Source organism: Psychrobacter sp. Arc29 (genome assembly GCF_041431175.1).
GTDB lineage: Bacteria > Pseudomonadota > Gammaproteobacteria > Pseudomonadales > Moraxellaceae > Psychrobacter.
The window spans coordinates 159161-174251 of the sequence record NZ_JASMRR010000007.1 but is presented as its reverse complement, the minus strand read 5'-3'; the positions used below and the strand labels follow the sequence as shown (position 1 = coordinate 174251).

Annotated in this window: 7 protein-coding genes; 4 read left to right on the top strand and 3 right to left on the bottom strand. The window is 44.6% G+C overall.

Going from position 1 to position 15091, the window contains the following annotated elements; all coding sequences use genetic code 11:
* The first annotated feature begins 194 nt into the window (after positions 1-194).
* From QO189_RS10910 to QO189_RS10900, 3 genes are all read left to right on the top strand, one after another.
* Entirely contained in the window at positions 195-6401 is a 6207-nt protein-coding gene (locus QO189_RS10910) for a DNA repair ATPase (protein ID WP_371532733.1), read from the top strand.
* Positions 6402-6481: 80 nt separating this feature from the next.
* Positions 6482-6643 (top strand): DUF2256 domain-containing protein, encoded by a 162-nt coding sequence (locus tag QO189_RS10905; RefSeq protein ID WP_075106903.1) that lies wholly within the window; start codon positions 6482-6484, stop codon positions 6641-6643.
* A gap of 45 nt (positions 6644-6688) precedes the next feature.
* Positions 6689-6835: a DUF2256 domain-containing protein gene (locus tag QO189_RS10900; protein ID WP_371532732.1), complete on the top strand. Its 147-nt coding sequence runs from the start codon at positions 6689-6691 to the stop codon at positions 6833-6835.
* 95 nt (positions 6836-6930) lie between these two features.
* Here QO189_RS10900 and QO189_RS10895 read toward each other — a convergent pair whose 3' ends face one another.
* The 3 genes from QO189_RS10895 to metH form a co-directional block, all read right to left on the bottom strand.
* The gene (locus QO189_RS10895; RefSeq protein WP_371532731.1) at positions 6931-8580 is read right to left on the bottom strand and encodes a DUF262 domain-containing protein; all 1650 of its coding nucleotides are present in this window, start codon (positions 8578-8580) and stop codon (positions 6931-6933) included.
* 294 nt (positions 8581-8874) lie between these two features.
* On the bottom strand, positions 8875-9804 hold the full coding sequence (locus QO189_RS10890) for a bile acid:sodium symporter family protein (protein WP_371532730.1): 930 nt from the start codon (positions 9802-9804) through the stop codon (positions 8875-8877).
* A gap of 209 nt (positions 9805-10013) precedes the next feature.
* On the bottom strand, positions 10014-13817 hold the full coding sequence (gene metH / locus QO189_RS10885) for a methionine synthase (RefSeq protein ID WP_371532729.1): 3804 nt from the start codon (positions 13815-13817) through the stop codon (positions 10014-10016).
* Positions 13818-14387: 570 nt separating this feature from the next.
* Between metH and QO189_RS10880 the strand changes: the two genes are divergently transcribed.
* Positions 14388-14942, top strand: coding sequence for a fasciclin domain-containing protein (locus tag QO189_RS10880; RefSeq protein WP_201599130.1), 555 nt, complete (start codon positions 14388-14390; stop codon positions 14940-14942).
* Positions 14943-15091 lie beyond the last annotated feature (149 nt).

Below are 15091 nucleotides of genomic sequence, written 5' to 3'. Positions count from 1 at the left end.
GCTGTCATCTAGATAGCAGCGTGCTATGACCCATTCGCGCTAAGCGTTTTAAAGCGCGATAGCCAGCTCATTATTCGTGATGAGTTGGCTAATCTAAAAAATCTGCCCTGATGACGCGTTTTTTTAGATTAGCCAAGTACTTCTTTACCTTCAATGATTCCTTATTGCCAAAATATAAAAATGGACGAGCAACGATGGCGGACACGCAAAACCCAACCAATTCAAATAGCAAAAGTGATCCTAACGCGAACCAAGCAACTCAAACCGATCAGGCTGTGGCCGCCGGTAATGCGTACGAGCTCATCAAAAAACGCCTAACAGAGCAAGGCCGCCGTCTAGAGCAACTGACCGCCAAACTAAATGCTGCACGTCTGACAGAGTTTGGTAGCACACAGATGCAGGTGATCGCCCGCACGCGCATCCGTACCGAACACAACTGTGTGGCGCAGGATATGGTGCAAGTTGGCGACTATCTGCTGTTTGGCTACAACGTGTTTATGGGGCTAAAACGTGCCAGCAATGTTAAGGATGTATTGTCGCTATATCGTTTGATAGATCCTGCTGATAAAAATGACAGCGATGAGAGTCCGCAGAGCAATGTTGGTGGTGATAGTGCGGAGCAAGAGTATCAGCTCGAAGAGGTAGAATTAAAAGGAACGTTTTTAGATCAAGATGCCTTTGTACAAGACTTCAATGAGCTCTATCGCTATTACAAGCAAACACGCCTGATTCAACTAACCCTCAAAGACAGCAAGTTGCTATTGGCTTTTCAGATCGGTGAGCGTATCACCGATATTCGCGTGTTTCGTTTTGCGTTAGACTTTAGCCAAGGCACACCAAAGGCTGCCCAAGTCGCCTACGTGGACAATCGCGGCGAGCGTGATATCGAGTTGCCGCCTGCCTATGACTTTGATTGGATCGAGACCACGCGCGATCAGATGGTCAATGGTAAGTATCCGCACATGAATATCTTGGATACGATATTTGTGGAAACCGTTGGCGGCGATTTGACCATCAAGATTGAAGACAATACGCAGTCAGGGCAGGGTATCTATAGCGAACCTGTCAACGACCGCACTCAGTCGCTGACCGATGCTGAGATTGCCTATGCCAAGGTCGGTAGCTTAATCCTCCTTAAAATATTGCCTTATCGTGAGGACAGTTATCGTTACTTCGTTTATAACACCTTGACCGAAGCGGTGCTGCGTTTGGATGCGATTGGTCAGTCCTGTGTACAGTTGCCCGAAGATCACGGCATTATATTTCCGGGTGGCTATTATCTACAGACGGGTGAATATAAGCTGTTCGATGCCAACAGTGTCGGTGCCAAAAACCTAAAGTTTAAGCGTAAGATTATCTCAACGAATGGCGAAGACGTTCTCTTCTTATTTTACGATAGAGAGCTGGGTATCACGGGGCTGTTTCCTTATAACCTGATCAAAAAACAACTGGCGAATCCGATTTATTGTAATGGTATGGCCTTGGCAGACAACGGTCGCTTGGTATTGTTCAGTGACCAAAGTGAGCCGTCGCGCATTCATCCGATGCAGATATGGCACACCCCTTACGCCTCGCCTGAGTATGTGAGCGAGTTGCCTGAGAGCACGAGCTTCTATGGCAAAATCGGTAACAAAGAGCTGGTGCGCGGTATCTCTGATCTTTATAGCATTACCCGTCTTATCGACAACCAAAGCGTGTCGCAAAAACTTTATGAAGAACTGTCGGACAATACCAGTAGATTGTTTGATAGTTACTACTGGCTGTCTGAGCCTGAGCTGGGCGACGTCGCCAGTAGTATTAAAGAAGTGACAGCGACCGCTGAGCTGGTTATTGATGAATTTGCTAAAGTCCAAAGTATCCAGAAGCAAACCCAAACCGCGCTTGCCGATGCCGAATCTCAGCAAAATGAGATTTTGCGGCAGATACGCGTCACGACGTTTGAGTCTGCAAGCGACTATGTCGATCAGCTGTCGGCATTAAGACGACAAAAAGGTCGCTTGGTTAGCCTAGAGGATTTGCGCTATTTAGACAGTGATAAGTTAGAAGCGTTGCAGGCGCAGCTAGAAGAAGCAGAAAGCGATCTTGCCGAAAAAACTGTACTGTTTTTAAGCGGTGATAAAGCGCTATCAAGCTACGAAGGGATATTGGTCGATGTCAGTGAGCGCTTAAACACGGCGGAGACCAATGCCGAATTAAAGCCAGTGCTCGATAAAATTGATGAGACGGCACAAGGATTAGACTTGTTGACCGAGCTGCTCGGTACGTTGGATGTTGCTGACGCCACCGTGCGCACGCAAATCATCGATGACATCTCGACTATTTATGCCAGTCTCAATCAGAGCAAAGCCAAGCTCAATCACAAACGCAAAAATTTAGGATCGGCTGAAGCGGTCGCGCAATTTGGCGCGCAGTTTAAGCTGTTCGGTCAATCGATTGCCAATGCTTTATCCATTGCCAATACGCCTGAAAAATCAGATGAGCAAATGGCAAAGCTGCTCGTACAGTTAGAGGAATTAGAAAGCCAGTTCGCCGATCCTGAAACCAATAGTGGTGATCAGTTCTTAGCCGACATCATCAGTAAACGTGAAGAGATTTACGAAACTTTTGAAAATCATAAGCAGCAACTGCTCGATGCACGCAATCGCAAAGCACAAAACCTAGGCGATGGCGCGCTGCGGATGCTTGAGAGTATCAAGAAGCGCACGCAAAGCACTGGTGTCACGGGCTTTACCGAAGAAGAAGCGCTCAATACGTACTTTGCCTCCGATGGTCTGGTACAAAAAGTCTGCAACATGGCAAAAGAGCTACAAGCGATGGGCTTTAGCGTCAAAGCCGATGACATTGATGCGCGCCTAAAAGCCATCCAAATCGAGAGTTATAAAAGCCTAAAAGACAAATCGGACTTATTCGAAGATGGCGGTCAAATCATTAAGCTGGGTAAGCACCGTTTTTCAGTCAATACGCAGCCATTGGACTTAACCTTGCTTAGTCGTCAACAGTCAGATGGTACGCGCGTGCTCAATTTGCATCTGACAGGTACTGACTATTACGAAGTGCTCAATAACGCTGAATTAAATGCTTTGCGTCCGTATTGGGAGATAAATATTGCCTCCGAGTCCGACAAGGTGTACCGCGCCGAGTACTTGGCCTATAACATTATCGAGAGCGCCAAAAACAGTCAAGACGGTCTGACCGAAACGCGCCTATACCAAGCATACGACGAAACTGTCATCACGTTAGATATCAACGGTGATATCGATAATGACAGTCCGCTGGCAAAACTGGTCAAAGCCTACGCGACCCCGCGTTATCAGCTCGGTTATGATAAGGGCATTCATGACCATGATGCCACGCTACTATTGATGCAAATACTGCCAACGTTACGTGAGGCCGGGCTACTGATTTATACCCCGCAAGTCCGCGCACTGGCGCAATTATTCTATTGGCAGTTAAACATCGTGCAAGCGTTGGGGCTAGATAGTCTACGTCAATTTGGCTATGACAATTGGCTGGATGAGTCAGTGCTGACCCGCGCGAGCAACTGGACAGATAGAGCGGCGACCGCCGAGCAATTGCGCCGTGTGCTCGGTAGTGATACTGCCAAATCCTTATTGGTTGAGGATATGAGCCAAGTCATGCATCGTTTTGTCGCCGCCTATCGTGACGAGCGCGTTGGTAGTAGTAATGGTGCTCATCAGCCGTCAAACAATACGTTGGAGTCAGAGCCAGATTCAACTATCAGCGATGTTCATAACACCAATATTTTTAAGCCAAGCTATGTACAGCTGGCGAGTGAATACTTGGTCAGCGTCATGGGGCAGTCGGCTGAATCGAATGCTGCCTCATATAACACAATGAACTGGCAAACCAGCAAGCAAGCCGAGCAATTATGCGAGCAGCTAAGCCAAACGCTGAATAGCTCGCCCGTCAGCACGCAAAGTAATACCAGTTTTGCGCAGCTACAATCTTCCATCGGTAAGCTCGGTTTCCAACCAAAATCAGCCTATGAGCTATTAGCTACATGGTTTCATGCCTTACTCGATAAGACTCATGGTAATAGTGAGTCAGCTAACGCAGCAGATGATGACTTGGGTGAGGCAGGTGAGGCGCTCAGTGAAGCGCAGCTGGCTGAACGTCAAGAAAAAGACGCACTACGCAAACAGCAATTAGAGAGCGGTCGTCATTATGTGCCCGAAGCGATTGCTGTTTTACTTACTCAACTGAATGATGTGCAGCGTGAAGCCTTGGTACAACGCCTGATTGATTCAGGTGCACGTTTTGATAAAGGGGGCGTGAATAAAGGCACAGCTAATGCCGCTTCCGCCTTATCGTTCTCTTCACCTCAAGCGTCATCATCAACGTCGCTGACCAGTATCAATAATCCGCTCAATCAAGTGCAAAGCTTTGAGCGTCACACGGGCAAGGTGTCGCTTGAAATACAAGTGAATAATCTACTGGGTGAGCATACGCGTATTCATCAGCAGAGCCTAACCTTTGCCGTTGATGATTTTTTAAATCGTTTGCATCATCATGATACCCAAGTGATCCCTGCCTATAGACGCTATCTGGCCATGCGCTCAGAGATATTACACGAGTCAAAAGAAACCTTGCGACTGGACGAATTTATGCCGCGTCCCTTGTCCTCATTCGTGCGTAACCGTCTGATTAATGAGAGCTACCTGCCACTTATTGGTGATAACCTTGCCAAACAGATGGGCACGGTCGGCGAGGATAAGCGGACGGATTTGATGGGTATCCTGATGATGATATCGCCACCAGGGTATGGTAAAACTACCTTGATGGAGTACGTGGCAAATCGTCTCGGCCTGATATTTATGAAGATTAACTGTCCGTCACTCGGTCATGACGTCACTTCATTAGATCCAGAAAAAGCGCCCAATGCCACGGCAAGAGAAGAGCTGAATAAAATCAACTTAGCCTTTGAGATGGGCAATAATGTCATGCTATATCTCGATGATATTCAGCATACCCATGCGGAGTTTTTGCAAAAATTCATCTCGCTCGGCGATGGGACACGCCGTATCGATGGCGTCTGGCAAGGCAAGACCAAAGCCTATGACATGCGCGGTAAAAAGTTCTGCGTGGTCATGGCGGGTAACCCATATACTGAGAGCGGCGAAGCCTTTAAAGTGCCTGACATGCTCGCCAACCGTGCCGATATCTACAACTTAGGCGACATCATGAGCGGTATGGAAGATATCTTTGCGCTCAGTTATATCGAAAACTCCCTGACTTCTAATAGTGTCCTCGCGCCACTGGCAAACCGCGACTTAAGCGATGTGCATCGCCTGATTAAAATGGCAAAAACGGACAATGCCAACCTCGCGCAAGCGCAAAGCAGCGATCTAACTTATCCGTATAGCACCTCAGAGATCAACGAGATTATCGCGATCTTGCGTCATATGTTTGCCGTGCAAGCAGTCATTCTGGACGTCAACCAAGCCTATATTGCCTCCGCTTCGCAAGATGATAAATATCGCGTCGAGCCGATATTTAAGTTACAAGGCAGTTATCGCAATATGAATAAGATGACCGAAAAGCTGTCAGCGGTCATGAATGAGAATGAGCTAAACCAGCTGATAGACGATCACTATCTGGGCGAGTCGCAGCTATTGACCCAAGGCGCAGAGAGCAACTTGCTCAAGCTTGGCGAGATGCGTGGCACCTTAACCGAGGCAGAAAAAGAGCGCTTGGCGCAGATCAAAGCGGACTTCTTACGTAATAAAGCCATGGGCGGCGAAGACGGTGATACGGGCGCGCGTATCGTCGCGCAATTAGTGGACTTGGCGAGTGGCTTCAATGCCATTAGTCGTCAGTTTGAGACGTACTTAACCAAAAATGATCCAGAGCAAATCGCTCGCTTACGAGAAGTAGAGCGTAAGGCTCAGTTAGAGACTCAGATAGAGGCGCAGCTAGCCTCACAAAAAATCCTCGCCGATAGCGTGATCAATAATGCCAAAGTCGTCAGCGATAGCATCGATAATGGCTTTGAGAAAAGCGTGAGCCAATTGCTACAGATATATAAGCACGATCACAAAGCCGAGGGCGAGTACCTCAAGCAAAACCAAGACGTGCAAAAAGCGCTGATGGTGCAGCTAGTCGATGCCGTTGAACAACTGGCACATAATATGGCAGATAGCTTGTCTCGTAGCTTAGCCGAAAGCCTAATTAAAAATGATGACAGTAAAGCCGTAGAGAACGATTCGCCTGATATTCATGAGCAGACCACACTAATGGCCAATGCCCTTAAGCAAGCGCTGGCACCATTGACGATGCGCATGGATGAGAAGCTAGCGATTGATAGCAGTACTGATCAATCTGGCAAGCTGATCGTCAACAGTCTCAATCGCCTCAATAAAATATTCGACGATTATGAGTAGTAACTGTGACTAATGGCAATGATACGTAGTAGGCTATAGTGACACGTGACTGATGTCGTAAACAAACCAATGAGAAATGTATGGCGCACAAAAAGAAGAACGTTCGAAAAAAACTCTGTCCTGTCTGTGAGCGTGAGTTTAGTTGGACGAAGAAGCTGGATAAAAACTGGGAGAGCATGGTCTACTGCTCAGACCAATGCCGTCGAATTAAGAAGTATGAGGGTGTCGAGCATCAAAAGTAAGATTTCACCACAACACGAATAGTCAAAAGTAGATGGGAGCAAACAATGGCACATAAAAAAGTAAATTTACCGCAAAAAACCTGCCCTGTCTGCCAGCGTCCTTTTACGTGGCGCAAGAAATGGGAGAAGGATTGGGAGCAGGTGATTTATTGTTCGGAGCGGTGTCGGCGGGGGAAAGACAAATCAGATTGAGCTAAAACTGAAACAATAGTAAACCCCCATATTTTCTAACCCAACGTTGCCAGAGGAGAAGTGTAGAGGTGGCGGTTCTATTACTGTTGAGTCTATTATATTTTTGAAGTATCAAAATAAACTTTAGCAAAGTTAGAAATTTTTTCATGGCGATTTAAAATTTCATTTTCTTCCCATTGAGAGTTATTTCTGATCTCGGTATAGCTGATCAAGGCAGTGTTTTGAAATAGATCTCTTTTATCTTCGAAAGATTTGTTAGTAAACTGGCTATTCTGACTCCTTGTCAATAAAGCTAGATTTCCTGATAGGTGTAGATAATCTTTCTTAAATAACTCTGAATGCTCTTTATGTTTAGGGTTTTGAGGATTAATATGTTCAATTGTATATTGATCAAACAATGCTTTATCCATCAATAACCCTGAACGACTCTGAGAGCGTAGGTGGTTTTCATACTGCCATAATACAAACTTAATTCTATTTCCACTATAATGCATTTTATCACTATCAAAATAATTATTAATTATGTTCCTGAATTTATCATTATCATTCCAATACCAGTTAAACCCTACTTCAGTAGCTTGCTTTATTTCAATATAAAGAGAATTGAAATTATAATCCTTTAGTCTGTTAAAGTAGTTTCTTGCAAAAGTAGGGAGTCTATCAGTACGATAATCACCTAGCTTTAATTTAAAACATAGAATTTCAAGTAGTTTTAATATGTTTCGATATTTATCGCCAGAATTTTCACCTTTATAATATAAGGCTAGAGCAATAATCTTCCAGTTAGCAGCATTACCAAGCAAGAAAAGATTAGCTAGCGTGCTGTCATCTTTATTCGTAACTATACTTTTAGCACTGTGAGTGAGTTCTACAAAATTTTCAAAGAATAGTTGAATCCAATTTACTCTATCGGATTGTTTTTCTAATTGTTTTTTAACATCTTCGGTTGTACCTTGGATTCCATAAAATAAAAGACAATAATTATTAAGAAGTTCGCTTTCGCTAAAATAACCTTCTACACATTCAATATATCTATATACTTTAGAAATATTATTTTGGATGTCTTTTACTGCGTTATTTGCTTGTGCATTATCTGGGCTATGAATATAAAGCTGATGCATTAAATAAGCTTTAATTATTTCAAATGTAGATAAAGACTTGCCTCTATTGTTTTGATACTCAAAGACTTGTGTTGCCTCAACTTTACTTGATATATAAAAGGTATTTATAACAGCAGTTTCAAGAGAATGCTGTAACTGAGATAATCTATCATTATCTAAATCATCTAATTTAGTTTCAAATAATACAAATGCGTTAACAATTCGCTTTTGAGAAAGCGTTTCAGTATTATCGATTTTAGATATCAAATGTTTTTGGGTTACTTTTTTGAATATAACTTGATCATCTTCAATTGTTCTAAAAACATCAGTTAAGTAAGTATCTTTAATACTTGCAGTTTCTTCGCCTCTTACAGATTTAACTTTGTTTAGAGCAGAAAGAAATAGCAGAGTGGTGGTAAGACGTTGCTGTCCATCAATAATAAAAAATTTACTTCCATCTTTCTCAAATAATAGTTGACCTAAATAATAGCTTTTGCCATTCTGCTCCATGAGGTCTTCAAAGAATTGTTCGCAATTTTTCTGCTCCCAACTATAAGCGCGTTGATAGGCTGGTATTCTAATTTTCTCTAGTTTTTCAAATAATTGTCTAATATTTTTTGGATTTTTCAATGCATTGTCATACATTATGATAGATACCTTTATGTTATGGAGTAGATAGTAATAGTGTCATTAAGTAATTTATTTCACAAGAGATAAAGATGCGAAGCAACATGCTTTCACTTTTAAGAAAGAATTTGACTTATATGTATATTTCTTTCATTTATATAAATAGTTAGTATTGATCTACAAATTTGAATTCAACCATTTCTCAGCAGTTTTAATATCCCAACCTCTATGCTCAGCATAATTCTCTAACCGATCACGGCTAATCTTGCCGACGCTAAAGCAATCATAACCAAGACACAAAAAATAAATTCCCTACTTACCGTCCCTCTTAGCAAAAATATTCGCAACCAACGCGCCACTAAAGTTATGCCATACACTAAATATCGCACTCGGTAAGGCAGCGACAGGGTTGAAATAAGTTGCCGCAAGGGCAGCGCCCAGACCAGAGTTTTGCATACCCACTTCTATCATAATCGCGCGGCGTTGTTTCTCTGTAAATCCAGACAAGCGCGCAATCACATAGCCCAAGGTATACCCCAGCATATTGTGTAGAGCAACGACAATAAAGACGATTGCACCGCTATCTAGGATAGTCGCTTTAGACACTGCGACTACGGCCGCGATGATAATAGAGATACCCAACACCGACACCATTGGCAATACCTCGGTGACGAACTCGATTTTTTTACCCAAAAACTTATGGAATATAACACCGAGTAATATGGGCAAGATGACGATTTTAGTAATGGTTATCATCATACTGGCTAGGTCGATATCGATCAGCTGACCGGCAAACACGTTTAATAGAATAGGCGTCAAAAAAGGCGCAAGTAAGGTAGAGATAGAGGTAATCGCGACACTCAGCGCCACATCCCCTTTTGCCAAAAATGTAATCACATTACTAGACGTACCGCCAGGGCAGCAACCTACCAAGATGACACCGACCGCGATTAAAGGATCAAGGTTAAAGATGACGGTTAATAGGTAAGCGATCAATGGCATCAGCGTGAACTGTGCCAACAGTCCGACCAAGACAGGCTTGGGGCGTTTGACAATTTCTAGGAAATCTTCGGTTTTGAGTGTCATACCCATGCCAAACATGATGATGCCAAGTATCGGCACAATCAAAAAAGCTAATGAAGCAAAAAATGTAGGAAATACAAAGCCCAACACAGCACTGACCAATGCCCAGATTGCAAAGGTTTTGCCAATCCAACTAGAGAGTAATGCAATCTGATTCATAGCCTGTCTCACAACAATAAAAGTAATATAGCAGACAATAATCTAGCATGGTTATCGACCATGAATGATAAAAGTATTTTGCTATGAACGTAGCGATAAGTTTGCTGATAGTAAATAAAGGATGCGCCATAAAAAATGGCTTACTCATATTAAATGAATAAGCCAAAAAACAGCGATAAATTATTTAAGCATTGACTGAGTTTTAAAATCTACAAGTTCGGATTTAACCATTTCTCCGCCGTTTTTATATCCCAGCCTTTACGCTCAGCATAGCTCTCTAACTGATCACGACTGATCTTACCGACATTGAAGTATTCACTCTCAGGATGTGAGTAATAGAATCCGCTGACCGATGACGCAGGCCACATCGCATAGCTTTCAGTCAAGGTCGTACCGATTGCCTCGACCGTACCGAGCCAGTCAAACAATTTGCCTTTTTCGGTATGCTCAGGGCAAGCAGGGTAGCCAGGGGCAGGGCGGATGCCGACGTATTTTTCTTTAATCATTTCCTCATTGGTGAGTGACTCGGTTGGCTGATAGCCCCAATATTCTTTACGGATGAGCTCATGCAGATGCTCGGCAAAGGCTTCAGCTAAGCGGTCAGACAGCGCTTGCACCATAATGGCGTTGTAGTCATCGCCTGCCGCTTTATAGTGCTCAGCGAGCGCTTCTGTACCGACGATAGAGACGGTAAAACCGCCCAAATGATCGGTATGCGTGTCTGATGGCGAAATAAAGTCCGCCAAGCTCAGGTTTGGCTTACCACTGGCTTTGTCGCTCTGCTGACGTAAGTGTTCGAACTGATAGGTCGGTTTGCCACCATCAGCAGGCGCATCGTTATACACGGTAACGGTGTCTGAGTCAGTACGGCGCGCTGGCATGAGTTTGAACACGCCTTTTGCGACGATTGATTTTTCGTCAATCATTTTGTGTAGCAGCTCTTGCGCGTTTTCAAACAGATCACCCGCCGCTTCACCAACCACCTCATCTTGCAAGATTTTCGGGTATTTACCCGTCAGACCCCAAGAGATAAAGAACGGCGTCCAGTCAATGTATGGCAACAGATTGGTAATAGGATAGTCATCCAATATCACTTGTCCTAACTTGTTTGGCACTGGTGGTACGTAGTTTTCCCAATCATACTGAAAGCCAATTTTGACCGATTCAGCATAGGTGACCTTGGCGGCTTTTGGTTGACGCTTAGCCAGTCGCTCACGTACTTTGATGTACTCTTCGCGGGTCTCATCGATGAGGGCGGTACGGTGCTCTTTGGATAGCAGCTTGGTCACCACGCCGACTGAGCGCGAGGCATCCGAGACATAGATGACCGCATCGTTTTGATACTGCGGCTCTACCTTGACGGCGGTATGTGCTTTCGACGTCGTTGCGCCGCCGATCATCAAGGGTAGGGTCATGCCGCGCTCTTGCATTTGCTTGGCGACATAGACCATCTCATCGAGACTTGGCGTAATCAGCCCTGACAGACCGATGATATCGACTTTTTCTTTGATAGCGGTATCGAGGATGGTTTCGCACGGTACCATCACGCCCAGATCGACGATGTCGTAACCGTTACAGCCAAGCACCACGCCGACGATGTTTTTGCCGATATCATGCACGTCGCCTTTGACGGTTGCCATCAGGATTTTACCTTTGACTTCGCCTTCGACTTTTTCCGCTTCGATATACGGGTTTAGCCACGCGACGGACTGCTTCATGACGCGAGCAGATTTTACGACTTGCGGTAGGAACATCTTACCGGCACCGAATAGGTCACCGACGATATTCATACCGTCCATGAGTGGCCCTTCGATGACTTCTAGCGGTTTAGGATATTTCTCCCAAGCTTCTTTGGTGTCTTCTTCGATAAAGGTGGTCACGCCTTTGACAAGGGCATGGGCGATACGCTCTTCTACTGTGCCTTCACGCCAACTCATATCGACCGTGCTATCTTTTTTCTTGCCGCCATCTTGATAGTTTTCAGCGACCGTCATGAGACGCTCAGTCGCATCCTGACCCGTTTCACCTTGATTGCGGTTGAGCATGACGTCTTCGATAGCGTCACGCGCCTCGACAGGAATATCATCGTACAGCTCAAGCATGGCTGGGTTGACGATACCCATAGTCAGACCGTTTTTGATCGCGTGAAATAGGAACACAGAGTTGATCGCTTCACGAATCGGGTTACCACGGAAACTAAACGATACGTTGGACACCCCGCCTGAGACCATAGCATTTGGCAGATTCTCAGTGATCCAGCGCGTGGCATTGATAAAGTCCGCGCCGTAGTTGTTGTGCTCGATGATACCCGTGGCGACGGCAAAGATATTGGGGTCAAAGATAATGTCCTCGCTAGGGAACCCCACTTCATTGACCAGTACGTCATAGCTGCGCTTCGATATCTCAATTTTGCGCTCGTAAGTGTCAGCTTGTCCGTCTTCATCGAACGCCATGACAATAACGGCTGCACCATAGCGCATACACAATTTGGCGCGCTCGACGAACTCAGCATGACCTTCTTTTAGGGAGATGGAGTTGACGACAGATTTACCCTGCGTACGCTTGAGGCCTTCTTCGATGATGTCCCATTTCGACGAGTCAATCATCAGCGGCACACGGCTGATATCTGGCTCGCCTGATACCAAGTTGACGAAATGAATCATCGCTTGCTTGGAGTCAAGCATGCCCTCGTCCATATTGATATCGACGATCTGCGCGCCGCCCTCGACCTGATCGCGAGCGACATCAAGAGCCTCGGTATAGGCTTCGGTCTTAATCAAACGTAGGAATTTCTTTGAGCCTGTGACGTTGGTACGCTCACCGACATTGACAAACAAACTGTCAGCATTGATGGTAAAAGGCTCTAGCCCTGATAAGCGGCAGGCAGGCGGAATTTCAGGAATCACGCGTGGCGCATAGTTTGCTACCATTTTAGCGATTTGGCGGATATGCTCAGGCGTTGTACCACAGCAGCCGCCAACGATGTTTAAGATTCCCGCTTTGGCAAAGCCTTCGAGTAGGGCGGCGGTTTCTTCAGCGGTTTCGTCATACTCACCAAACTCATTGGGCAGACCTGCGTTTGGATGCGCAGAGACGTAAGTATCAGCGATATTTGACAATGTTTGGATGTGCGGACGCAGCGCATCCGCCCCAAGCGCACAGTTAAAGCCAACAGATAGTGGTTTGGCATGGCGAATCGAGTTATAGAACGCTTCCGCCGTTTGACCAGATAGCGTGCGACCTGACGCATCAGTGATTGTGCCCGAAATCATAATTGGCAGCTCAAAGCCGATATCTTCGAACACACCTGTGATGGCAAATATTGCCGCCTTGGCATTGAGCGTATCAAAGATCGTCTCAATCAAAATAAGATCGACGCCGCCTTCTATCAGGCATAAGGTCGCTTCACGGTAGTTTAGGACCAACTCATCAAAGGTAATGTTACGAAAGGCAGGGTCATTGACATCAGGTGATATCGAGCACGTGCGTGAGGTTGGGCCAACGACACCAGCGACAAACCGCGGCTTTTCAGGTGTTTTTGCCGTAAACTCATCAGCGGCTTCGCGTGCAATCTTGGCTGCTGTTTTATTCAGCTCGGGTACCAAGTACTGCATGTCATAGTCAGCCATCGACAGACGCGTACCATTAAAGGTATTGGTCTCGATGATATCCGCACCAGCCAACAGATGATCGTGATGAATATCTTTAATCATATGCGGCTGGGTTAGCACCAGCAAATCATTATTGCCGCGCACATCTTGGTCAATGTCGGCAAAACGCTCACCACGATAATCTGCTTCTTCTAGTTTATAGGTCTGAATCTGCGTACCCATTGCGCCATCTAACATCAAAATGCGTGATGCCATCTGCTCAGTAATGCGGGCGCGCGCGGTGAGTTGCTGCTCCTTATAAGGAAAGACAGCAGGCGGCGTCAAAATAAAGTCATCAGCGGATGATGCGTCAGAAGTAGTATCAGAGTGAGAAGAGGTCGGTGAGGTCATCGTTTGAGTCATAGGTGCGCTGCTTATATCGTCAATATTATAAAAGGAAGGAGTAACAAACCAATAGAGTACAAAGTCTTATAAAGGAAATCGTCAAATTTGAATTATTCTAGCATGAAAAATATAGCACACATGGATACTGCCCATTCTACTTTTACCATAGACAAGCAGATACCTATTCACTGAGCTGCTGAGCATAGCGTTACATTGTATTTCACGAAGAATATGTGCACAAATGAATATCATTTCGCTTATGGATTACACAAAGCTTTGCTTCTGCAAATGAAAGCCAACGCTTATGCTTAAAAGTCCGACACAGTTTACACCTGTACTACAAAAAGTTGCGTAAAGGCAGGTTGATAAAGGTTTCATACATGTTAATTTGATTTCAGAAGAATTAGGTCTTTGTAAGTTTTGCTTATAAGTCACTTATGGGCAAAAAGTTATTATTGTTCTGTTGGTCTATCTAGATGTTGCTTATCAAAAAGATAAGAATTGGACAGCACGAGCAACTGATATCAGAAGACAATCTAACCTGTAAGACAATAAGCAAATACATACTCAATCATTAAGGATAATGTTATGAAACTGACTAAAATTGCAACTATCGGTACGCTAGCTATCTCTATCGCTGGCCTAAGCGCTTGTAATAATATGATGCCAGCAAAAAGCGCAGATATGAAACCACCAATGCATAGCCAAACTATGGCAAAAATGAATGTGGTACAAGTTGCTCAAAGTAATTCTGATTTTTCAGTCTTAGTAGAAGCGGTACAAGCAGCAGGTCTAGCAGGTATGCTGTCTGATCCGAATGCACACTATACGGTATTTGCACCAACTAACGCTGCATTTATGCAAGCGCTACAAGAAACAGGTATGACCAAAGCGCAACTATTTGCTGATAAAGCAATGCTAAGAAAAGTATTAGGTTATCACGTCATAAGCGGTGATATGGCCATGTATGCCAAAGACGTGAAGCCTGGTAACGTCATGACCGCTAGCAAAGACACGCTAATGGTAACCAACCAAGGTAAATTGATGGACGAAAACGGCCGTACTGCAAACATCGTAAAAACAGATATTGCCGCTACTAATGGTGTTGTCCATGTCATCGATAGAGTGCTACTACCTAAATAAGCTTTAGCGAAATAACATCTACATTTGTGATGAAGCTTAAGTAAGCAGCTATTATTTGATGAGTTTATCATTTGATAATGGCTGTTTTAGTATTTGATAATCAATCATGCAGCATGAAATACAAATTACAGCAGTTTTAACGATTATAG

Excerpts from the sequence above, each read along its gene's own strand:
- QO189_RS10910 (WP_371532733.1), top strand. The coding sequence starts at position 195 with ATGGCGGACACGCAAAACCCAACCAATTCAAATAGCAAAAGTGATCCT.
- QO189_RS10905 (WP_075106903.1), top strand. The coding sequence starts at position 6,482 with ATGGCGCACAAAAAGAAGAACGTTCGAAAAAAACTCTGTCCTGTCTGT.
- QO189_RS10900 (WP_371532732.1), top strand. The coding sequence starts at position 6,689 with ATGGCACATAAAAAAGTAAATTTACCGCAAAAAACCTGCCCTGTCTGC.
- QO189_RS10895 (WP_371532731.1), bottom strand. The coding sequence starts at position 8,580 with ATGTATGACAATGCATTGAAAAATCCAAAAAATATTAGACAATTATTT.
- QO189_RS10890 (WP_371532730.1), bottom strand. The coding sequence starts at position 9,804 with ATGAATCAGATTGCATTACTCTCTAGTTGGATTGGCAAAACCTTTGCA.
- metH (WP_371532729.1), bottom strand. The coding sequence starts at position 13,817 with ATGACTCAAACGATGACCTCACCGACCTCTTCTCACTCTGATACTACT.
- QO189_RS10880 (WP_201599130.1), top strand. The coding sequence starts at position 14,388 with ATGAAACTGACTAAAATTGCAACTATCGGTACGCTAGCTATCTCTATC.